The sequence below is a fragment of the Pseudomonas sp. W5-01 genome (genome assembly GCF_046540435.1).
Lineage (GTDB): Bacteria > Pseudomonadota > Gammaproteobacteria > Pseudomonadales > Pseudomonadaceae > Aquipseudomonas > Aquipseudomonas graminis_B.
In genome coordinates this window covers 132,462-153,968 of the sequence record NZ_JAXCIP010000005.1, presented here as the reverse complement: position 1 = coordinate 153,968, position 21,507 = coordinate 132,462, and the positions used below count along the sequence as shown (strand labels likewise).

The window sequence follows — 21,507 nt, the reverse complement described above, 5'->3', positions numbered from 1 at the left end:
GGAAATCAGATAATTTCGACACTGCTGAACAGTGCCGAAATTAACTCATAACGCTATCGGACAGCTAGACGATCGCAAACGTGCCCTGCGCTTTGGCAACCAGCTTGTCGTTCTGGCGAACGTCGGCTTCGACCACCAGGGTTCGGCGTCCGGCATGCAGCACGGTGCTGGTGCAGATGACTTCACCCTCGGCCACGGCACGCATGTAATTGATTTTGCATTCCACGGTGACACTTTGCTTGTCGAAGCCGTGGGTGCTGGAGCAGGCCAGCCCCATGGTGATGTCTACCAGACTGAACAGCGCGCCGCCGTGCATGACATTGCCGCGATTGCGCAGGTGCGGCTCCAGCGGCAAGGCCACGACGGCGACACCTTCATTCAACTGCACCACCCGGCAGCCGAGCGTCTTGAAGTAGGCGCTCTGAGTCAATTCATCAGGGATATCCATCAGCGCTTCTTCAATTGCTTGGCGTTGGCGAACAGCGACGCCATCGGATTGTTGCTCGGCGCCGGGGTGGGGGCTTCCTTACGGGGGGCATTGCTGTGCTGCTGGCGCGGCGCCGCACCAGGACGGGCACCGCGAGCGCCGTCGACTTTCTCGCCCGGCGTGTCGCTCATGCGCATCGACAGACCGACGCGCTTACGCGGAATGTCCACTTCCATCACCTTGACCTTCACCACATCGCCGGCTTTGACCGCTTCGCGAGGGTCCTTGACGAATTTCTCCGAAAGCGCAGAGATGTGCACCAAACCGTCCTGATGCACGCCGATATCAACGAACGCACCAAAGTTGGTAACGTTGGTGACTACGCCTTCGAGGATCATGCCCGGCTGAAGGTCCTTCAAGTCTTCAACGCCGTCCTGAAACTCAGCGGTCTTGAATCCCGGACGCGGATCGCGGCCCGGTTTTTCCAGTTCTTGAAGGATGTCGGTGACGGTCGGCAGGCCGAAGGTTTCGTCTGTGAATTTCTTCGGGTCGAGACGCTTCAGAAACCCTGCATCGCCGATCAGCGAGCGGATGTCGCGATCGGTCTGGGCGGCAATGCGCTGCACCAGGGGATACGCCTCAGGGTGAACGGCGGACGAGTCCAGCGGGTTGTCACCGTTCATGACGCGCAGAAAGCCTGCGGCCTGTTCGAAGGTTTTCTCGCCCAGACGCGGGACTTTCTTCAGCGCCGCACGGGTCTTGAACGCGCCATTCTGGTCGCGGTGGGCAACGATATTCTGCGCCAGCGTGGTGTTCAGGCCGGAAATCCGCGCCAGCAGGGCCACGGAGGCGGTGTTCACATCCACACCCACGGCGTTCACGCAGTCTTCCACCACCGCGTCGAGGCCGCGGGCGAGTTTGAGTTGTGAGACGTCATGCTGGTACTGGCCAACACCAATGGATTTCGGGTCGATTTTCACCAGTTCGGCAAGCGGGTCCTGCAAGCGGCGCGCGATGGACACCGCGCCACGGATCGAAACGTCGAGGTCCGGGAATTCCTTGGCAGCGAGTTCCGACGCCGAGTACACCGAAGCGCCGGCTTCAGAGACCATGACTTTGGTCATCTTCAGACCTGGATACTTTTTGATCAGATCGCCGGCCAGCTTGTCGGTTTCGCGGCTGGCGGTGCCGTTGCCGATGGCGATCAGGTCAACGGAATGCTTGGCGCACAGGGCTGCCAGCACGGCGATCGTCTGATCCCACTGGTTTTTTGGCACATGGGGGTAAACCGTGGCGTAGTCCAGCAGTTTGCCGGTGCTGTCGACCACGGCGACCTTGCAGCCGGTGCGCAGGCCCGGGTCGAGGCCCAGCGTTGCGCGGGGTCCCGCTGGGGCGGCCAACAACAGGTCGTGCAGGTTGTGAGCGAATACGTTGATCGCTTCGGTCTCGGCACCTTCGCGCAGCTCGCCGAGCAGGTCGGTTTCGAGGCTGGAGTACAGCTTGACCTTCCAGGTCCAGCGCACGACTTCGGCCAACCACTTGTCTGCAGGGCGGTTCTGGTTCTGCAGGCCGAAGCGCTCGCTGATCATCATTTCGCAGGGGTGCAGGGTGCCGGGCAATTCTTCCCCGACTTTCAGGGCCGAGCTCAGCACGCCCTCGTTGCGACCCCGAAAGATCGCCAGCGCGCGGTGGGACGGCATGCTCTTGAGCGGCTCGTCGTGTTCGAAGTAATCGCGGAATTTGGCGCCTTCTTCCTCTTTACCCGGGACCACCCGGGCACTGATCACGGCTTCGTGCTTGAGGAAGCTGCGCAGCTTCTCCAGCAGCGTCGCGTCTTCGGCAAAGCGCTCCATCAGAATGTATTTGGCGCCTTCGAGCACGGCCTTGACGTCGGCGAAGCCTTTCTCGGCATCGACGAATCGCGCGGCTTCGGCTTCGGGAGTAAGCGTCGGGTCGTTGAAGATCCCGTCGGCCAGCTCGCCCAGGCCGGCTTCCAGCGCGATCTGGCCTTTGGTGCGGCGCTTCTGCTTGTACGGCAGATACAAGTCTTCAAGGCGGGTCTTGGTGTCGGCGAGCTTGATGTCGCGCGCCAGTTCAGGGGTCAGCTTGCCTTGCTCTTCGATGCTGGCAAGGATGCTGATGCGGCGCTCGTCGAGTTCGCGCAGGTAGCGCAGGCGCTCTTCCAGATGACGCAGCTGCGTGTCATCGAGGCTGCCAGTGACTTCCTTGCGGTAACGAGCGATGAAAGGCACCGTTGAGCCTTCATCCAGTAGCGCGACGGCCGCTTCGACCTGTTGCGGGCGGACGCCGAGTTCCTCGGCGATGCGGCTGTTGATACTGTCCATAAAACCACCTGGCAAATGTGTGTGCATAAAATCAGCGGCTGGCGAACCGCCTTGAACGAGCGTTGCCTGACCTTGAGGGCGGCGCATTATACCCAGTGAGCCTTGAATAGGGGATTGCCCGGTCGATACGCCGGTTTCAGCCCGCGTAGCCGCCGTGAATCAGCCTTAAGTGACTCAACGAGAGCACCCATGTGGATTCAGGAAAAATCTGCTAACAATGCACACGGTGCGCATCACTGCAGCTACGCCATAATGCGCGCCGAGATCAAAGGAGCTTCCAATGAGCAGCACTGCACAAACGGCTGAAGGCGAGAAAATCCTCATCGTTGACGATGACCCGGGCTTGAGCAGCCTGCTAGAACGCTTTTTCAACAGCAAGGGCTACCGCGCCCGGGCTGTGCCCAACGTGGAGCAAATGGATCGGCTGCTGGCGCGCGAAGTGTTTCACCTCGTGGTGCTGGACCTGATGCTGCCGGGCGAAGACGGGCTGTCCGCCTGCCGCCGCCTGCGCGCCGCGAACAATCAAGTCCCTATCATCATGCTCACCGCCAAGGGCGACGAGCTCAGTCGCATCAAGGGCCTCGAGCTCGGCGCTGATGACTACCTCGCAAAACCTTTCAACCCTGACGAACTGATGGCCCGCGTTCGCGCTGTGCTGCGTCGTCAATCCGCACCCGTACCTGGCGCGCCTGCCACGGAAGACGAAACCGTCACCTTTGGCGACTACGCTCTGTCCCTCGCCACCCGCGAGCTCAAGCGTGGCGACGAAGTGCACATGCTCACGACCGGTGAATTCGCCGTGTTGAAGGCATTGGTCATGCACGCCCGTGAGCCGCTGACGCGAGACAAGCTGATGAACCTGGCTCGGGGCCGTGAGTGGGACGCTCTGGAGCGCTCCATCGATGTCCAGATCTCCCGTCTGCGCCGTCTGATTGAAGTGGACGCTGCCAAGCCGCGTTACATTCAGACGGTCTGGGGAGTGGGTTATGTTTTCGTGCCAGACGGTGCCAACAAGCAGTAACAGCAAGTTCGACGGTAACCTGCCGGGCCTGTCTCACGCCCGCCTACGTTAGCCAGTCACCTCGATGTTCGCGAAAGCGGCCATTGGCGTGACTGGTTTTTGCTGTGTCATGTGTTCCGCAAATTCGCGAGCCCGGCTCGCTTCCGCAAAGTGTGTAGCTGCTGTTATGAAGACACCGCTCTGGTTCCCGCAAAGCTTTTTCTCCCGCACCCTGTGGCTGGTGCTCATTGTCGTGCTGTTTTCGAAGGCGCTGACCCTCGTCTATCTGCTGATGAACGAGGATGTTCTGGTCGATCGTCAATACAGCCACGGCGTTGCACTCACTTTGCGGGCTTACTGGGCGGCCGATGAGAGTGACCGGCAGACCATCGCTGACGCCGCCGGACTGATCCGCGTGGTGGGCGGTGGTGTACCGGAAGGCGAGCAGCACTGGCCGTACTCCGAAATCTACCAACGGCAGATGCAGGATGAGCTGGGCGCGGACACCGAGGTGCGACTGCGTGTCCACGCGCCCCCCGCGCTATGGGTGAGGGCGCCGAGTCTTGGCGATGGCTGGCTGAAAGTGCCGCTGTACCCGCATCCGTTGCGCGGGCAGAAAATCTGGAGCGTGCTGGGCTGGTTCCTGGCGATCGGATTACTCTCGACGGCCTCGGCCTGGATCTTCGTCAGCCAGCTCAATCAGCCGCTCAAGCGCCTGGTGTTTGCGGCCCGCCAGTTGGGCCAGGGCCGCAGCGTGCGTTTGCCGGTGGGTGACACGCCCAGCGAGATAACCGAGGTCTACCGCGCGTTCAACCAGATGGCCGAAGACGTGGAGCAGGCCGGGCAGGAGCGCGAACTGATGCTGGCCGGGGTGTCTCACGATTTGCGGACGCCGCTGACCCGGCTGCGTCTGTCCCTTGAGCTGATGCCGACCAATAACGAGTTCATGGAAGGCATGGTTCGCGACATCGAAGACATGGACGCGATCCTCGATCAATTCCTGGCATTCATCCGGGACGGGCGTGATGAAGAGGTCGAAGAAGTCGATCTGGTCGAGCTGGTCCATGAAGTCGTCGCGCCGTACAACAACCCGGTGGAGCAAGTACGGCTGTGCCTGGAGTCCATTCCGCCTTTCCCGTTGCGACGGGTTTCCATGAAACGCTTACTCAACAACCTCATTGGCAATGCGATGCACCATGCCGGTGACGGGGTTGAAGTCGCGGCCTATGTTTCCGGCGACAGCGGCGCGCCCTACGTGGTGCTGAGTGTGCTGGACCGGGGCATGGGGATCGATCCGTCGGAGCTGGAAGGTATTTTCAATCCCTTCATCCGTGGTGACCGCGCCAGAAGCGGCAAGGGGACAGGGCTTGGCCTGGCGATCGTCAAGCGCATTGCCGCAATGCACGGCGGCAATGTCGAGCTGCGTAATCGTTCGGGAGGCGGGCTGGAGGCCAGAGTTCGGCTGCCGTTGGGGTTGCTGCTGCCGCGGGATGCCGATTGATTCGTTCGTGATTCTGCCTGGAGGCCGTGGGCGTGTGGCGCGCTCGCAACCAAAGCCTCCGTGCAAAAACAGGCTTGGGCGTTAGCCTTTGCCCTTGGTGCGGGTCATGTGCGGCCCGCCGTTTTTCTCGATGTACTCGATGATTATCCCCGCGACATCCTTCCCGGTGGTGGTTTCAATGCCTTCAAGACCTGGCGATGAGTTCACCTCCATCACCAGTGGCCCGTGGTTGGAACGCAGGATATCGACGCCCGCCACACTCAGGCCCATGACCTTGGCCGCGCGAATGGCTGTCATGCGCTCTTCCGGGGTGATCTTGATGAGGCTGGCGGTGCCGCCGCGATGCAGGTTGGAGCGGAACTCCCCCGGTTTCGCCTGGCGCTTCATCGACGCAATGACCTTGTCACCCACCACGAAGCAGCGGATATCGGCGCCACCGGCTTCTTTGATGTACTCCTGCACCATGATGTCCTGTTTCAGCCCCATGAAGGCCTCAATCACGGATTCGGCCGCGGTCGCGGTTTCGCACAGCACCACGCCAATACCTTGCGTCCCCTCGAGCACCTTGATTACCAGAGGCGCGCCGTTGACCATCTGGATCAGGTCAGGGATGTCATCCGGTGAGTGGGCGAAGCCGGTGACGGGCAAGCCAATGCCTCGACGTGACAACAGCTGCAGCGAGCGCAGCTTGTCGCGGGAGCGCGCGATGGCGACGGATTCGTTGAGCGGGAACACGCCCATCATTTCAAACTGACGCAGCACGGCGCAGCCGTAGAAGGTCACGGAGGCGCCGATGCGGGGTATCACCGCATCAAAGCCTTCCAGGGGTTTTCCTCGGTAGTGGATCTGCGGCTTATGACTGGCAATGTTCATATAGGCGCGCAGGGTATCGACCACCACGACCTCATGGCCGCGCTGGATTCCAGCTTCGACCAGACGACGAGTTGAATACAGACGCGGGTTTCGCGAAAGCACAGCGATCTTCATGCAGCACCTGTGGCAGAGAGATTTGAAGCCGGGAACACCGGCTTGTCCTGAATATATGTCACACCCGGATTGACCACCAACTGGCCGTCAATCAGGGCTTTGGAACCCAGCAGCAGCCGGTAGCGCATGGCCTTGCGGCAGGCCAGCGTGAATTCCACCGGCCAGACCCTGTCCCCCAGCGCCAGCGTCGTACGAATAACGTAGCGAACCTGGGCGTGGCCGTTGGAGCTTTTGATGGTTTTCATCGCCACCAGTTGAGCCTCACAGCGACGGTGACGCAGCTGCACCACCGTCCCCAGATGAGCGTTGAAGCGCACCCATTTCTCACCGTCCCGTTCGAACGGCTCTATTTCTGTCGCGTGCAGGCTGGAAGTGCTGGCACCGGTGTCGATTTTTGCGCGCAGCCCGGCGACGCCCAGATGGGGCAAAGCCACCCATTCGCGCAGGCCGATGACTGTCAGATGGTCAAATGTTTTCAAATCGGTTCCGTTCGTTTACACGTTCTGCCAGGCGCCGGCATCGATGTGCGCCAGCGCCTGGAATGCAGGCTTGGCGAACCAGTAGCCCTGCATGAGGTAAATTTTGCAGTCGGCGAGGAAGTCCCGTTCGCCCGCATCTTCGATGCCTTCGGCGATCACTGTAACGTTCAGGTCCGTACACATTGTGACAATGCCGCGCACGATGGCCTGCCGTGCAGGGTCCAGATGGACGTTGCGCACCAGGGCCATGTCGAGCTTGATCAGATCAGGCTGAAAGTCGGCGAGGAGGGTGAGTCCGGAGTGCCCGGCGCCAAAGTCGTCGATGGCGGTCTTGAAGCCGAACTGGCGGTACTCCCGAAGAATGTTGGTCAGGTGGCTGTTGCTGCAGATGTGCTCGGTTTCGACGGTCTCGAAGATCAACCGGTCCAGCGGAAAGTTGTGGGCGCGGGCCGCTTCAAGGGTGCTGCGAATGCACAGGTCGGGGCGATACACCGCGTTGGGCAGGAAGTTGATCGACAGGTATTCGTCCATTCCCAGCAGGGCGGCAGTTGAAATCGCGCGGGTTCGGCACAATTGATCGAAACGGTAACGGTTGGTGTCGTCGATCTGGTTCAGGACAGACAGGGCACCCTCGCCGTTGACGCCTCGTACCAACGCCTCGTGAGCGAATACCGAGCGGTCGCGGACGTCCACGATGGGCTGATAGGCGAATTCAAATTCGAAATCCAGTGCGGAGCTTTCTCTGCAGCCCTGGCACCCACCAGTCAATGACGTTGGGAAGTCTGTCACGTCGTTCTCCTGAAGCCGGCGCTTTAGTCTGGTGGGCAGTGTAAACGAGGGTAGCGGTTACTGCGTCCCCGGCGTGACGTAGTACGATTCTGACCATTACAAGATTGAGGAATTCAGATGACACAGAAGTCAGACGAGGACGACAAAGTCCGTCTGGACAAATGGCTTTGGGCGGCGCGTTTCTTCAAGACGCGTGCGCTGGCAAAAGCCGCCATTGAAAGCGGTAAGGTTCATTGCCGCGGCGAGCGTTGCAAGCCGGGAAAAGAGCCGCGGGTAGGGGACGAGTTCCAGATCAGAGCGGGTTTCGATGAGCGGACCGTGGTGGTCCAGGCGTTGTCGATTGTCCGCCGTGGCGCCCCTGAGGCTCAGTTGCTGTACAGCGAAACCCCGGAGAGCCTCGCCAAACGCGAGCAAGCCGCCGAGATGCGCAAGGCCGGAAGCCTGGGCGTTACCACTGACGGCAGGCCGACCAAAAAGCAGCGTCGGCAATTGTTTCATTTTCGTTCGGGTGACGACTGACGATCTCGCCGCTTTCCGGGATCGCGCATTGATCGACCCCGGACTGCTCTGTAGCAACAGGCAGCTTACAAATGAGAGCCCTGCTTCATGATGCTCAGGCATTTGAGCAGCGGCAGGCGGCCCATCACGTTGAAGACTGGTGCCGTCAGTCGAAACAGAACCCCGGTAGCGGTGGCCACGAACGGGGTGTAGCAGCTCCAGCCCAGCGCGAGCAATGCGATCATTACACCGCCAATGTAGTCGTCCTGACCCCAATGGGCCCCGGCGACCAGGCGCGGCATCATGAACAGAAACGCCAGGGCCCAGATGACCACGCGCTGGCCGACTGTGCGGCTGTAGACGCTCATGAACATCGCCCAGATCAGCAGCACCGAAGCGTGGTCGCCCGGGAAGCTCTGGCTGGAACGATCCTTGAGCTGCCACTTGTCCTCCAGCTCCGGGAATATGTCGCTGAGCTTGATGGCATCGGGGATCATCACTGACGCGCTGTCATGTTGCAGCGCGCTGTGGTCGATGATTTTGGAAAACACCGTGCGGATGATCAGCAGCAGGATCAGCGTGAGCACAAAGCCGATCAGCGCGGCACGCGTTTGCAAGGATTTGAACACCCAGTCGCCCTTTATGAGCAGCGTGAGCAGAATCAGGCCGACGACGATGTCGAAGGGTCGCATGCTGGCAATCGTCCAGACCCACAGCCACGCCTTGTTTTGCTCAAGCGGGCGGTTCAGCAAGTGAAACAGGCCTTCGTCGAAGTGCGTGAAAGCCGCGTGTCCCGTGGGCCACACCCACAGCAGTAGCAGGCCCAGCGCCACCAGATTACACAGCAGGAATTTTTTGGCGTTCCACTTGGGTTGGAACAATGCGGGATAGTCCATAAAATGCCCCCATCGGCATGGCAGTGCACCAAGCGGTGCGAAACCGCGCTTTATAAGCGCTTGTCATCATTTTGTCATCCATTCAGATACCTTCTCCTATGTCAGACTTTGCGGATACCGATTACACCCAGCGTTTCATCTTTGACGAGAGCGACGTGCGCGGCGAGCTCGTGGCCCTTGAGCGCAGCTACGCCGAGGTCCTTGCCAAGCACCCGTATCCCGAGCCAGTGGCTCAGTTGCTCGGCGAAATGCTCGCCGCCGCCGCGCTGCTGGTGGGCACCCTTAAGTTCGACGGCCTGCTGGTTCTGCAGGCGCGGTCCCTTGGACCGGTGTCGTTGCTGATGGTCGAGTGCTCCAGCGAGCGTGAACTGCGCGGGATTGCGCGTTACGACGAGGCCTTGGTGAAGCCGGACGCCACGCTGCTCGACCTGATGCCCGATGGCGACCTGACCATGACCATCGATCCGCGTCAGGGCAAACGCTATCAGGGCATCGTGGGCCTGGACGGCGTCGACCTGTCGGCCTGCCTGTCCGAATACTTTGTGATGTCGGAGCAATTGCCGACGCGTTTCTGGATCAAGGCCGACGGCAAACGCGCACGTGGGCTGCTGCTGCAACAACTGCCGGCTGAGAAGCTGAAAGATCAGGATGAGCGTGAAGCCAGCTGGCAGCATGTCAATGTGCTGGTTGACACCCTGACCGCCGAAGAACTGCTCAGCCTGACCAACGAAACCGTGTTGAAACGCCTGTTCCACGAAGACGTCGTGCGGATGTTCGACGTCCAGCCACTGGTGTTCCGTTGCAGCTGCTCGCGCGAACGTTCTGGCAATGCGTTGGTCAGTCTTGGTCTGGAAGATGCACAGCAGTTGGTGATCGAGCATCACGGTGCGGTGGAGATCGACTGTCAGTTCTGCAATCAGCGCTATCTGTTCGATGCAACGGATGTAGCGCAGCTGTTTGCAGGGGGCGGGGTAGATACCCCTTCCGATACCCGCCATTAATGTAGTGCGGGTCCTGCGCTGAAAGCTTTCCGCCCGGCCCGCTTGACTCTTCTTCATGTAGTTCTGACAGGAGGGCCCTACCTTTTTTGGGCTTTTCTGGCATAATCCGGCCACTTTTTAGCTGTAGTAGTGTTGGTTTTTCTACTACAAAACGTTTGGAGCACTCGGCCATCGAGCCGACGGGGAATCTCATGACGCAAGCCAATAACGCCGTTCACACCGATCTCAGTGTCGACGATCTGGTTAAAGAAGCCCTCAAACGCGAAGAAGGCGTGCTGTCCGATACTGGCGCACTCGTCGTGGAAACAGGCCACCGCACAGGCCGCTCGCCTGTCGACCGCTTCATCGTAGACGAACCCTCCACCCAGGCTGCGATCGCCTGGGGTCCGATCAACCGCAAGTTCCCGGCCGACAAGTTCGATGCCCTGTGGGCGCGTGTCGAGGCGTTCAACAACGCTCAGGAACACTTCGTTTCCCACGTGCACGTAGGCGCCGCCGAAGATCACTACCTTGCGGTCAAGATGACCACGCAGACAGCCTGGCAGAACCTGTTCGGTCGCTGCCTGTTCATCAATCCGGCCCAGTACAACCCGGCCGGCCGTGAAGAATGGCAAGTGCTCAACGTGGCTAACTTCGAGTGCGTGCCTGAGCGTGATGGCACCAACTCCGACGGTTGCGTCATCATTAACTTCGCCCAGAAGAAGGTCCTCATTGCCGGTATGCGTTACGCCGGTGAAATGAAGAAAGCCATGTTCTCGGTGCAGAACTTCCTGCTGCCGGCTTCCGACGTGCTGCCAATGCACTGCGCGGCCAACATGGGTGAAGACGGCGACGTGACGCTGTTCTTCGGTCTGTCCGGCACCGGTAAAACCACGCTGTCTGCCGACGAGACCCGTTACCTGATCGGTGACGACGAACACGGCTGGGGTGAAGGGGTTGTCTTCAACATCGAAGGCGGTTGCTATGCCAAGTGCATCGACCTCTCCGAGAAGAACGAGCCGGTTATCTGGAAGGCCATCAAGCACGGCGCCGTGCTGGAAAACGTGGTGCTGGACGCAGCCGGTCATGCCGACTACGCCGACGGCAGCCTGACTCAGAACAGCCGCGCCGCTTACCCGCTCGAGCACGTTGAAAAGCGTTCCGAGAAGAACCTGGGCGGCGAGCCAAACGCGGTGATCTTCCTGACCTGCGACCTGACGGGCGTGCTGCCACCGGTGTCGATCCTCAGCGAAGAACAAGCGGCCTACCACTTCCTGTCGGGTTACACCGCACTGGTCGGTTCCACTGAAATGGGGTCGGGCGCCGGCATCAAGTCGACGTTCTCTACCTGCTTCGGCGCACCGTTCTTCCCGCGTCCGGCGGGCGAATACGCAGAGCTGCTGATCAAGCGCATCCGCGGTTTCGGCTCCAAGGTCTACCTGGTCAACACCGGCTGGACCGGCGGCGGCTACGGTGTCGGCAAACGCTTCAACATTCCGACTACCCGCGGCGTTATCGCGGCCATTCAGAGCGGCGCGTTGATCGGTGCAGAAACCGAGCACCTCGACACCGTCAACCTGGACGTCCCGACCTCCGTGCCAGGCGTCGAAACCGGACTGCTCAACCCGCGCAACACCTGGGCTGACAAAGCGGCGTACGACGAAGCCGCCAAAGCACTGGCCGGCCTGTTCATCGAGAACTTCAAGAAGTTCGAAGTGAGCGACGCGATCAAGGCAGCGGGCCCGAAGCTGTAAGATCGGTACCTGCTAAAAAGAAACCGCCCTTCGGGGCGGTTTTTTTTATACCTGCGCGATAGCTAGCCGTCAGCCTTCGTCGTCACCGGAAAGTCCTGGGTGATGTCGAAGCTGCCCTTCGCCACAACGCTCTTCGCATTACACAGCTTGGCATCGAACCCCGGGTGGCGTTCGCCGTGCTGGGCCGCGTACGCAGCGGCTTCCCGAGTACATTCGTCGGTGGGCTGTTCAGGGGAAAGCGCCGCGTTGAACTGGAACGTGCCGATCAACCGATAGCGGTCGAGCAGTTTGTTGGGGGAGGTGAGTTTCTCGATTTTGCTGAAGACGAGCTGGACGTTGCTGTTGCCCCCACCCTTGTCCGTGTCGAAATACTGATAGTACGAACCGGTGTCGTAGGACGCGCTGTTTTCATCGTGGGCGACTTCGACGCGGCCACCCTGAAACATGATCGCCTTCTTCTCTTGATCGGGGTTGTCGAAAGAGAACCCGAGGATGGGACCGATGCTCACCTCATTGCGGTCGCCTTCGGCTTCCTGATCCGCGCTGAGTGTCAGCCAGTTGGAGCCGGGCAGTTTGCCGGGCAGGAAGCCAACGGCTACTTGATCGCCTTTTGCCTCGTAGTGCAGGTTGAGCGCGCCACTGACGTCGACAATCATGCTCTTCTGAAGGGGCGGGGCACTTGCGGTCGCCGTCCCGGCTGTCTTGGCTTCATCGCCGCAGCCCGAAAGAAGAGCGGCGGTGACTGCGAGTAACAGCGGTAGCAGGCGTGTATGGGTTCGCGGGGCTGCTTGAGGCATGTTGTTCCGTCCGTAATCGCTGCGGTTGTCTCTGACTCTAGCCTCCTATGACCGCAGAATGCGCCGGCGGGTCAATGAGGCGATGACAAAAAACGGAACGAAGAAACCGCCCTCAGTGGGCGCGGTTTCTTCGGGAATTCTTTTTCGCCAGCGCAGCGCTCAGCCAGGAGGGCGTTGGCGTTGATCCGTGCAGTCAGAAACCTGAACGGCGGGATGCTTCACGGGCGTGGATCGAACCTCAAGAGATATCTTTGTACGCGCTGGCTCCTTTTGCGAGGTTCGCCGCCAACCCTTCCGCAGGTTTAAACGGCGTTCCCGCTACCATGCTGAAACCGATTCCCTTGTCGGCATAACTGACATACCGCTCTGTTTTGTGGTCTTCAACCAAAACAGTGTATGAGTGGCTTCGCATCTTGATGAACTTGGCTTCATGCATAACGATACTTTGGTGCAGTTTGCCAATGTCGATGGCCGACAAGTTGAGTTTTCTTTGTAACTTCGTTCCCCATCGGGTCAGACACACTTCGGCGTAATGCCGCACCAGCTTGCCAGGCTCTGTCAGGTCACCTGGCCCACTCGCTCCCGAGAGCGACGCGTTACCCACCAGCGTCGCGTGACGTCCGGCCATGGGATAGATGCTGACTTTGGTCTTGGGAGCTGTTTTAGGAATGATGCAGGAAAATCCTTTAGAGCGTTCGTCGCGGGCATAGAACGCCACATATTCTTTGACGTTGCTGCCTAGAGAAACTTTTTCGAGCTGGTAATTCAAGGGGCCGGGCACCGGGTCCACCGCAAATATGTTGACCGGTATATGACGCGTGGCCGGATTAGCCAGCAGCGCATTGGCGAGCATGTGACAACTGACGCCGCCACGACTCCAGCCCACCAGATTGATTTGCTTTGGGATCAAGCCGCCTTTTCTCAGGTTCTTGATCAGCTGTTGCTGGAGTTCCTGCGGGCTGATGCGATTGCCGTAGTCGTACTGCCGCCAGAACCACGAGCCGTGCGCCTGGGCGTCGGGAATAGGCACATCGGCTCGCTTGAGGCGCTGGTAATCGGCTTCCGACAGCTTGGTTCTTTGCCAGTCAAATTTGCCCTGAATGATGTTGACGGCATGCTGCACATTCTCGTGCCAGCCTTTGCCGAAAGCGGGGCCAGTCCACCCGAATGCTTTGGGTTCGGTGAACAGCTCATCGGCCTGCATATTGCCGCTACCCGGACCGTCAATGACGATCCACTCGGCGAACTCGTGACCGTCAATGTTATTGGCCAGCGTCGCAACCAGCTCACCGTTCCAGTAGTTCTTGTGCAGGTGGTCGTATTTAGTCGAGCCCGTGCCGCAAAAGAAAATTGTAAATGTTGTCATGTTTATAACCTCGTTGGTGGATAGGAATCACGAGGTTAGAAGACTGATTGTGGACGCGTCCGCTGTTGTTGTTACTTCATGTTCAGTGGAGCGCTAATGACTGTCTGGTGACGTGAATTGTTTTTCCATCACGCTGAGTAATCCCGGGCCGCAGTGCAGTACTGCTCTTGCGCCAGTTTGTTCTTGTCGCTCTTATCTTTGGCGACGCGTTTGCTCCAATCGCTGCACATGTCTTTGAAGTAGGGTACGGCGGCGCGACGGCATTCACGGTGTTCGACACTGTCGGCCAGGAAGTTCATGCAGACACTGCTGGTTTCAATATGGTTGTTGGAAATGCGATAGCGGGCTTCATAGCGATTTCGCCCGTCTATTTCACGGATGAACACACCTGCTACTTCATAGCGCCGCGCGGGCTCGGTTTTGGGTTTGGCGGCGGCGGCCTTGTAGGTCGCCATGTAACGATCTGAAACCATGCCTTGGGGTCGAGTGGCTTGGGAGTCGTTGGCCTGAGCTTCACCGAAGCGGCAATTGATGACATCCCGGTCGATCACGTTGCCGTCTTTCAGGCAGGCGTCGAGCGGCCGCGCCGTGGCGGGTTGGGAGACTTCAACTTTGGGGGCGATATAAACCACTTGTTCGACGTTGCGCACCTGAGCGACGGGCTCTGGGTCAGTCTCACTGACCACCTCTGCGATGGGCGGCGCAGGAATGACCGTTGCTGCAGGCTTGGGCGTGCGAAACATTTGCGTGATCAGAAAGATAATCGCGATCAGCAGCGCGAGGCAGATCAGAACGCTACTCAGCGGCCAGTTGCCGTTGCCGGATGCGGCAGCTCGCCGGGCAGGATGCGAGCCGAGCACAACGTCGAATTGGCCGGGGGCCAGCCGTTGCATGGTAAGCCCGTCATCCTCGGGCTGTGGCGTGGATTGCATTGCCTCTCCTTGGCGAATCGTGTGTTGTCGACCGGTTTGCAGTCAATCGGGGTGGCTGACGTACAGCGCTTGAATACGCGTCGCGCGAGATTAATCCTCGGCATGACGTTTTGCCAGCATGGCGCGCGGTATTTGTCCGCGCTGTATCCTGTCCGATATTTCTGTAATGGTTTAGGTGTATTGCGCCCGGACCCACCGCGCTATGGTTCACGCCCTTGCGACGGTCAAAGGAGTGGCAGCACATGCATCAAACCCTTGAGCAGGTTTTCGGTTATCGGCAGTTTCGCGCCGGACAAGAGGCCGCCATCAGTGCCGTTTTGGCAGGGCGCTCCGCCGCAGCGATCTTTCCCACGGGGTCCGGTAAATCCCTCTGCTATCAGCTGCCGGCATTGCTGCTGCCGCATTTGACGCTGGTGGTATCACCGCTGTTGGCGCTGATTCAGGACCAACTGGCTTTCCTTCAGCGACACGGCATTGCGGCGGCGAGCATCGACTCCGCGCAAAGTCGTGATGACGTCGCCGACGTCATGGCCAGGGCGCGCTCCGGCGAGTTGAAAATCCTGATGATCTCCGTCGAGCGCCTGAAGAACGAGCGCTTCCGGCATTTCATCACTCAGGTGCCGATTTCGCTGCTTGTAGTGGACGAGGCCCACTGCATTTCCGAGTGGGGCCACAACTTCCGGCCCGACTACCTCAAACTCCCTGACTACCAGCGCGAGTTCAATATCCCCCAGGCGCTGCTCCTGACAGCGACAGCGACACCCCAAGTCATCAGTGACATGCAGAGCAAGTTCGGCATCGCGCTGGACGACGTTGTGACGACGGGCTTCTACCGGCCCAACCTCACGCTGCGGGTCGAGCCGGTTGCAGGCCGGGACAAGCGCCGGCGTCTGGTGGAGTGGCTTGGCGAACGGGCCGGTCAGCCGAGCATTGTCTACGTTACGCTGCAGAAGACCGCCGAGTTCGTGGCGGCTCACCTGTCGCAGAACGGCATCCCGGCGTACGCCTACCATGCAGGCCTCCCTCACGATAAGCGCGAGTCGATCCAGCGGCAGTTCATGGACGGGCGTCTGAACTGCATCGTCGCCACCATCGCTTTCGGGATGGGCATCGACAAGAGTGACATCCGCAACGTCGTGCATTTCGATTTGCCCAAATCCATCGAGAACTACAGCCAGGAGATCGGTCGTGCGGGCCGGGACGGGGCGACGTCGGAGTGTCTGGTGCTGGCCAATCGCGACAGCCTGAACGTGCTGGAGAACTTCGTGTACGGCGACACACCGGAGCAGGAAGGCATCCGGTTGGTGCTGGAAGATCTGCAAGGCGCGCGTAACGACAGTCAGTGGGAGTTTCTGCTGGCGCCCTTGTCGGACCTCAGCAATATCCGTCAACTGCCGCTCAAAACGCTGTTGGTGCAACTGGAGCTGCGCGGGATCATTGCGCCGCGTTATTCGTACTTCGCGGAATACCGCTTCAAATACCTGATCGAACCGCAGGTGCTGGTGCAGCGCTTTCAAGGCGAACGACGTGAATTCGTGCAGGCGCTGACCGAGACGTCAAGCCGGGCGCGGACATGGGCAACCGTCAACTTCGACGCCATGTACCAGCAGTATCAGGCCGAGCGCGGGCGCGTGGTGACGGCGCTTGATTTCTTTCAGGAGAAGGGCTGGATCGAACTCGAAAGCAAGCAGATGACCGAGGTCTACAGCCTGATCGCCGCCGACTTCGACGCCCAGGCCCTGAGCGAAGAGTTGCATGACTACTTCGTCCACCACGAAAAGACCGAAGTCGCGCGCATCCACGCCATGCTCGAGCTGTTTGCCAGCCAGCAGTGCCTCAGTCATCGTCTGGCTCAATACTTTGGCGACGACCGTGCGCCCGCGCATTGCGGCCACTGCTCGGTGTGTGAGGGGCATGTCGCCGTGCTCCCCGAGCCGCCAGCCTTGACGCCGTTGAGCGAGAAGGACTTCGCGGAGCTATGCAGCGAGTTCGTCGGCAAGCACCTCGAGGCCCGAGGGCATGAGCCGGGCGCGGAGTGCCTGACGCGGTTTCTGTGCGGGATCAGCGTGCCGATGTTTACCCGGCTCAAGGCCCGGAACATCGGCGGTTTCGCGGCGCTGGAGGCTTACCCGTATGCGGACGTGCGGGAATGGATTCAGCGCCAGATTCAATAGCGGTCACGGATTTCATCAACCAGGAAGCACAGCAGACAAACCGGAGGGAACCCCATGAACGACACCCCGCAGCGCGCCGATTATCGCCACTTCCAGCCGATCGTGACGCGCTGGCATGACAACGATGTGTACGGTCACATCAACAACGTCACGTACTACAGCTTCTTTGACAGCGCGGTGAATACCTACCTGATCGAACAGGGCGGACTGGATATCCACGACGGTGAAGCGGTGGGATTTGTGGTGAGTTCGTCGTGCGATTACTTTGCGTCGATTGCCTATCCGGAGCTGATCGAGGTCGGGCTACGGGTTGGCAAGCTGGGCAACAGCTCGGTGCAATATGAGCTGGCGGTCTTCAAGGCGGGGGAAGACGAGGCGCGGGCGGCAGGACGCTTCGTGCATGTATTCGTGGATCGGGCATCCAATCAGCCGGTGCCGATCCCTGCGGCGTTGCGGCAGGCGCTTGAGCGTTTGGTGGTCTGAAAATGATACCGGCCGCTTTATGGGCGGCCGGTATTCATCGGGTCAGGTGCGCGAGTCGGGCTCGACGGCATCAGTCACGATGGTGTTTGCGATGACCATGCGCGTGACCGCGACCGTGTTTGTAGTCGCGGCGATCGCCACGGTAGCCACGGCCTCGGTCATCGCCACGGCGGCTCTCGTCGCCCATGTAGTTGCCGAGTGCGCCGCCCGCGCCGCCGCCTGCTGCTGCGCCAATCAGACTGCCGGTGCTGCCACCGACGCTGCGACCGACTACGTTGCCGCCAGCAGCACCCAGGCCGCCGCCGATGGCGGCTTCGGTACGGTTCCGGCGGTTTGCGCCCACTGCGCCACCAGCCGCGCCGCCAAGGCCGGCTCCGATTGCCGAACCTGTGCTGCCGCCGACCTGTTGGCCGACGACGGAGCCGAGTACCCCACCCAATGCGCCGCCCACGCCGGCCGTCACGTTATCGCCTGCTGAGGCAAAACCGCTGACCAGTGAGAACGATAACAACAGAATCGAGGAATACTTCATGTATGGATGCTCATAGGGATGACGCCGCGATCCTGCGATCATGAAGAAAATGTCACAATCTAAATCCGACGAATAACACGACCTGTATACAAAACGCTAACTTATTGTTTTGGCTTGGGAACCGAAGTCGTATTGGTGAGTCATACGCTACTTGATAAAGGCCCGAATCTCGCGATTCGGGCCTTTTTTTGTGGCGCTATATCCTGCTATCGCCGCAAGGAACCTGTGGGAGTGAGCTTGCTCACGAAGGGGCCGGGACCTTCAGCCTTTTTCTCCGGAGGCTGAAAGCAGGTCTTCGCGGGCAAGCGTGCTCCTACAAGGTTCTTCAGCTCAGGATCAAATAATCCGCGCTGTCTCCACATGCCGTTCCAGCTTGATCGCCACGAACTTGGACGTCGGCGTGCTGCTGCCGTCGCCCACGCTTTCCAGCGGTACCAGCGGGTTCACTTCCGGGTAATACGCCGCGGCCTGGCCGGCCGGAATGTCGAACGGCAGCAGGGTGAAGCCCTTCACGCGACGTTCGATGGCATCGCCCCAGATCGACACGATGTCGACTCTCTGACCGGGTACGAAGCCCAGACGAATGATGTCGGCCTCGTTCACGAACATCACGTCACGCTGACCTTTCACGCCGCGGTAACGGTCGTCCAGGCCATAGATGGTGGTGTTGTACTGATCGTGAGAACGCATCGATTGCATGATCAGGTCCGGCACGATGCCTGTCCCACGAATGCTTTCATGCACAAGGTCGCTCGGCAATACGTTCGCCTTGAAGTTGGCCCGCGCACTCGGCGTGTTCCAGCGACGGGAGCCTGCGGCGTTGCCCAGGTAGAAGCCGCCCGGGTTTTTGATCTTCTCGTTGAAGTTCTGGAATGACGGAATGGTGTCGGCGATCAGGTCGCGAATGCGGCTGTAGTCCGCCACCAGCCACAGCCAGTCCACCGGCTGCTTGCCCAGTGTTGCGTTGGCAATGCCCGCCAGGATCGCAGGCTCGGAACGCATCTGCGGCGACAGCGGCTTCAGCTGACCGTTGGACGCGTGGACCATGCTGAACGAATCTTCAACCGTTACCGCTTGCGGGCCTTCGGCCTGGATGTCGATGTCGGTACGGCCGAAGCACGGCAGAATCAGCGCTTCCTTGCCGTGGGCCAGGTGGCTGCGGTTGAGCTTGGTGCTGATCTGGACGGTCAGGTCGCAGTTGCTCAGGGCTTCGAAAGTGCGCGGGCTGTCCGGGGTGGCTTGAGCGAAGTTGCCGCCCAGACCGATAAAGACTTTTGCGCGGCCTTCCAGCATCGCGTGAATCGCTTCGACGACGTTATGGCCGTTTTCACGCGGCACCTTGAACTGGAAACGTTTCTCCAGCGCATCAAGGAAAAACGCCGGCGGACGTTCGTTGATGCCCATCGTGCGGTCGCCCTGCACGTTACTGTGACCGCGCACCGGGCACAGGCCTGCGCCTGGCCGACCGATGTTGCCGCGCAGCAGCATCAGGTTGGAGACTTCCTGGATGGTCGGCACCGAATGGCGATGCTGAGTGATGCCCATCGCCCAGCACATGATCACGTTCTTGCCTTTGGCGTACATCCGCGCGGCGAGTTCGATGTCGGTCAATGGCAGACCCGATTGCTCGACGATGAATTCCCACGAGGTGTCGTCAATGGCAGCGAGGTATTCCAGTACGCCATTGGTGTGTTCGTTGAGGAAGGTGTGATCGAACACCGATGGCTCGTTGTTCGCCTGGGCTTCGCGTTCCCACTGCAGCAGGAACTTGGCCATGCCGCGCAGCAGGGCCATGTCGCCGCCCAGTGCCGGACGGAAATACGCCGTGTTGGTCGGCTCGGAGCCGTTGCTGAGCATTTCCAGCGGGTGCTGAGGGTGCTGGAAACGTTCCAGACCGCGCTCTTTCAGCGGGTTGACGCACACCACTTGCGCGCCGCGTTTGACCGCTTCACGCAGCGGTTCCAGCATGCGCGGGTGGTTGGTGCCCGGGTTCTGACCGAGGACGAAAATCGCGTCCGCGTGCTCGAAGTCATCAAACGTTACGGTGCCTTTGCCGACGCCCACGCTTTGCGACAAAGCAACGCCGCTCGCTTCATGGCACATGTTCGAGCAGTCGGGGAAGTTGTTGGTGCCGAAGGCACGCACGAACAGCTGATACAGATACGCCGCTTCATTGCTGGCACGGCCCGAGGTGTAGAACTCGGCCATGTTCGGGTTCGGCAGATTGTTCAGGTGCTTGGCAATCAGCGCAAAGGCGTCGTCCCAGGCAATCGGCTTGTAGCGATCGGTCTGGGCGTCGTAGACCATTGGCTCGGTCAGACGGCCCTGATATTCCAGCCAGTAATCACTTTGCTCAAGCAGCGAGCTGACGCTGTAGCGGGCGAAGAAGGACGCATCGACGCGGCGCTTGGTCGCTTCCCAGTTCACTGCCTTGGCGCCGTTCTCGCAGAACTTGACCATGCCGCTTTCCGGCGAATCACCCCACGCGCAACCCGGGCAGTCGAAGCCGCCGTTCTGGTTAGTCTTGAGCATCGTGCGGATGTTCTTCAGGGCGTTGTCGCTGGTCAGCCAGAAGTGGGCGACGCTGATCAATGCGCCCCATCCGCCGGCCGGGCCTTTGTAGGGCTTGTAGCGGGGGGTCGATACCTTGTCGGCTTCTTTATGCATGCTCACGCTTGATTCTCCAACGCAGGACTGTAAACCCGCGGCGCACTGTGTTTAGGCAGATGAATGAGGTTGAGGTTGTGGCGTCGGGCCCATTGCAGCGCCAGGCCGGTGGGCGATGACAGGCTGACGAGGGTCTGAATGCCGGCACGTAATACTTTTTGAATGAGCTCCAGACTGCAGCGGCTGGTGACGATGGCCAGACCGCCCGTGGTCGGGATGTCCTGACGAATCAGCGCGCCGATCAGCTTGTCCAGAGCGTTATGTCGGCCGATGTCTTCACGACCTAAAAGAATTTCGCCTCGAGCGTCCATAAACATCGCCGCATGGACCGCGCCGCAGTGTTCGCCCAACGGCTGAAATTGGCCCATACGCTCGCGCAGACCTTTCAGCCATTCGGCGGGGGGAAGGGGCGCGCCGGGCAGCACGTTGAGCTCGGGCAATGCCTGCTCGACGGCTTCGACGCCACAGAGGCCGCAACCGCTTGTGCCGGCCAGTTGCCGACGTTGGGTCTTGAGGTTCCAGAAGGCGCGGCTGGCGATTTCGACGTCTGCGGTCTGCGCAGAGCCGCAGCCACCGAGCTTGATGTCGTAGATCTCATCCGGTGATTCGATGAGGCCGCTGCCCACGCTGAAGCCGACGATGAAATCTTCCAGGTCAGTGGGCGTGACCAGCATGACCGCCTGGCTGATGCCGTTATAGGCAATCGCCAACGCGACTTCCTCGGCAAGCACATTGGGCTCGCTGACATCGTGTTCGAGGTTCGTATAGCTGTAGGACTGGCTTGCGGCGGGCGCGGGCAATTGTTGTGCGGGCGCCGTGATATCCATGTGCTTGGCGTGCATCGGGGGTGACCGGCAGATTGATTAGGCTTAAGCCTAGGCCTCCGGTCGGATTACGTCT

The 21,507-nt window shown here is 60.1% G+C and carries 19 protein-coding genes; 7 read left to right on the top strand and 12 right to left on the bottom strand.

All coding sequences use genetic code 11. The features are described 5' to 3' along the window. Positions 1 to 64: 64 nt before the first annotated feature. Together SLW75_RS17430 and SLW75_RS17425 are read right to left on the bottom strand one after the other, a co-directional pair. Positions 65 to 448, bottom strand: a complete 384-nt coding sequence (locus SLW75_RS17430; RefSeq protein ID WP_065987442.1) for a PaaI family thioesterase — start codon at positions 446 to 448, stop codon at positions 65 to 67. Next, entirely contained in the window at positions 448 to 2,772 is a 2,325-nt protein-coding gene (locus SLW75_RS17425; RefSeq protein ID WP_410935037.1) for a Tex family protein, read from the bottom strand. The genes SLW75_RS17430 and SLW75_RS17425 overlap by 1 nt, the downstream gene beginning before the upstream one ends. A gap of 280 nt (positions 2,773 to 3,052) precedes the next feature. Between SLW75_RS17425 and ompR the strand changes: the two genes are divergently transcribed. Continuing rightward, complete coding sequence (gene ompR / locus SLW75_RS17420) at positions 3,053 to 3,793, top strand: two-component system response regulator OmpR (RefSeq protein ID WP_065987440.1); 741 nt, start codon at positions 3,053 to 3,055, stop codon at positions 3,791 to 3,793. 166 nt (positions 3,794 to 3,959) lie between these two features. Then, positions 3,960 to 5,273, top strand: a complete 1,314-nt coding sequence (locus SLW75_RS17415; protein WP_065987439.1) for an ATP-binding protein — start codon at positions 3,960 to 3,962, stop codon at positions 5,271 to 5,273. Between the two features lie 81 nt (positions 5,274 to 5,354). Here the strand turns inward: SLW75_RS17415 and rimK are convergent, their stop codons facing one another. The 3 genes from rimK to SLW75_RS17400 are packed head-to-tail and all read right to left on the bottom strand — an operon-like array spanning position 5,355 to position 7,528. Further along, on the bottom strand, positions 5,355 to 6,260 hold the full coding sequence (rimK, locus tag SLW75_RS17410; protein ID WP_065987438.1) for a 30S ribosomal protein S6--L-glutamate ligase: 906 nt from the start codon (positions 6,258 to 6,260) through the stop codon (positions 5,355 to 5,357). Further along, positions 6,257 to 6,706 (bottom strand): ATP-dependent zinc protease, encoded by a 450-nt coding sequence (locus SLW75_RS17405; protein ID WP_192131017.1) that lies wholly within the window; start codon positions 6,704 to 6,706, stop codon positions 6,257 to 6,259. The genes rimK and SLW75_RS17405 overlap by 4 nt, the downstream gene beginning before the upstream one ends. Before the next feature lie 48 nt (positions 6,707 to 6,754). Next, positions 6,755 to 7,528: an EAL domain-containing protein gene (locus tag SLW75_RS17400; protein WP_410935035.1), complete on the bottom strand. Its 774-nt coding sequence runs from the start codon at positions 7,526 to 7,528 to the stop codon at positions 6,755 to 6,757. 117 nt (positions 7,529 to 7,645) lie between these two features. On the opposite strand from SLW75_RS17400, the gene SLW75_RS17395 reads away from it, so the two are divergent. Then, positions 7,646 to 8,047, top strand: a complete 402-nt coding sequence (locus SLW75_RS17395) for an RNA-binding S4 domain-containing protein (RefSeq protein WP_065987435.1) — start codon at positions 7,646 to 7,648, stop codon at positions 8,045 to 8,047. Between the two features lie 65 nt (positions 8,048 to 8,112). Here the strand turns inward: SLW75_RS17395 and SLW75_RS17390 are convergent, their stop codons facing one another. Further along, the gene (locus SLW75_RS17390; protein ID WP_065987434.1) at positions 8,113 to 8,922 is read right to left on the bottom strand and encodes a phosphatase PAP2 family protein; all 810 of its coding nucleotides are present in this window, start codon (positions 8,920 to 8,922) and stop codon (positions 8,113 to 8,115) included. 98 nt (positions 8,923 to 9,020) lie between these two features. Here SLW75_RS17390 and hslO point away from each other — a divergent pair, with 98 nt between their 5' ends. After that, positions 9,021 to 9,923: an Hsp33 family molecular chaperone HslO gene (gene hslO, locus SLW75_RS17385; protein ID WP_065987433.1), complete on the top strand. Its 903-nt coding sequence runs from the start codon at positions 9,021 to 9,023 to the stop codon at positions 9,921 to 9,923. A 191-nt stretch (positions 9,924 to 10,114) separates the two neighbouring features. Next, positions 10,115 to 11,656 (top strand): phosphoenolpyruvate carboxykinase, encoded by a 1,542-nt coding sequence (locus SLW75_RS17380; protein ID WP_410935034.1) that lies wholly within the window; start codon positions 10,115 to 10,117, stop codon positions 11,654 to 11,656. A gap of 62 nt (positions 11,657 to 11,718) precedes the next feature. Here the strand turns inward: SLW75_RS17380 and SLW75_RS17375 are convergent, their stop codons facing one another. From SLW75_RS17375 to SLW75_RS17365, 3 genes are all read right to left on the bottom strand, one after another. Next, complete coding sequence (locus SLW75_RS17375; RefSeq protein WP_410935033.1) at positions 11,719 to 12,453, bottom strand: hypothetical protein; 735 nt, start codon at positions 12,451 to 12,453, stop codon at positions 11,719 to 11,721. A gap of 238 nt (positions 12,454 to 12,691) precedes the next feature. Continuing rightward, positions 12,692 to 13,819: a hypothetical protein gene (locus SLW75_RS17370; protein WP_410935032.1), complete on the bottom strand. Its 1,128-nt coding sequence runs from the start codon at positions 13,817 to 13,819 to the stop codon at positions 12,692 to 12,694. 128 nt (positions 13,820 to 13,947) lie between these two features. Next, positions 13,948 to 14,751: a hypothetical protein gene (locus SLW75_RS17365; protein WP_296307749.1), complete on the bottom strand. Its 804-nt coding sequence runs from the start codon at positions 14,749 to 14,751 to the stop codon at positions 13,948 to 13,950. Between the two features lie 242 nt (positions 14,752 to 14,993). Here SLW75_RS17365 and SLW75_RS17360 point away from each other — a divergent pair, with 242 nt between their 5' ends. Continuing rightward, positions 14,994 to 16,925: an ATP-dependent DNA helicase RecQ gene (locus SLW75_RS17360; protein ID WP_410935030.1), complete on the top strand. Its 1,932-nt coding sequence runs from the start codon at positions 14,994 to 14,996 to the stop codon at positions 16,923 to 16,925. A gap of 54 nt (positions 16,926 to 16,979) precedes the next feature. Next, positions 16,980 to 17,408, top strand: a complete 429-nt coding sequence (locus SLW75_RS17355) for an acyl-CoA thioesterase (protein WP_410935029.1) — start codon at positions 16,980 to 16,982, stop codon at positions 17,406 to 17,408. Positions 17,409 to 17,478: 70 nt separating this feature from the next. On the opposite strand, the gene SLW75_RS17350 is transcribed toward SLW75_RS17355, so the two are convergent. The 3 genes from SLW75_RS17350 to fdhD all read right to left on the bottom strand — a co-directional run bounded on the left by SLW75_RS17350 (position 17,479) and on the right by fdhD (position 21,449). Further along, positions 17,479 to 17,940 (bottom strand): glycine zipper domain-containing protein, encoded by a 462-nt coding sequence (locus SLW75_RS17350; RefSeq protein WP_410935028.1) that lies wholly within the window; start codon positions 17,938 to 17,940, stop codon positions 17,479 to 17,481. 336 nt (positions 17,941 to 18,276) lie between these two features. Beyond that, entirely contained in the window at positions 18,277 to 20,607 is a 2,331-nt protein-coding gene (locus SLW75_RS17345) for an FdhF/YdeP family oxidoreductase (RefSeq protein ID WP_410935183.1), read from the bottom strand. 2 nt (positions 20,608 to 20,609) lie between these two features. Then, positions 20,610 to 21,449 (bottom strand): formate dehydrogenase accessory sulfurtransferase FdhD, encoded by an 840-nt coding sequence (fdhD, locus tag SLW75_RS17340; protein ID WP_410935027.1) that lies wholly within the window; start codon positions 21,447 to 21,449, stop codon positions 20,610 to 20,612. Positions 21,450 to 21,507: the final 58 nt, after the last annotated feature.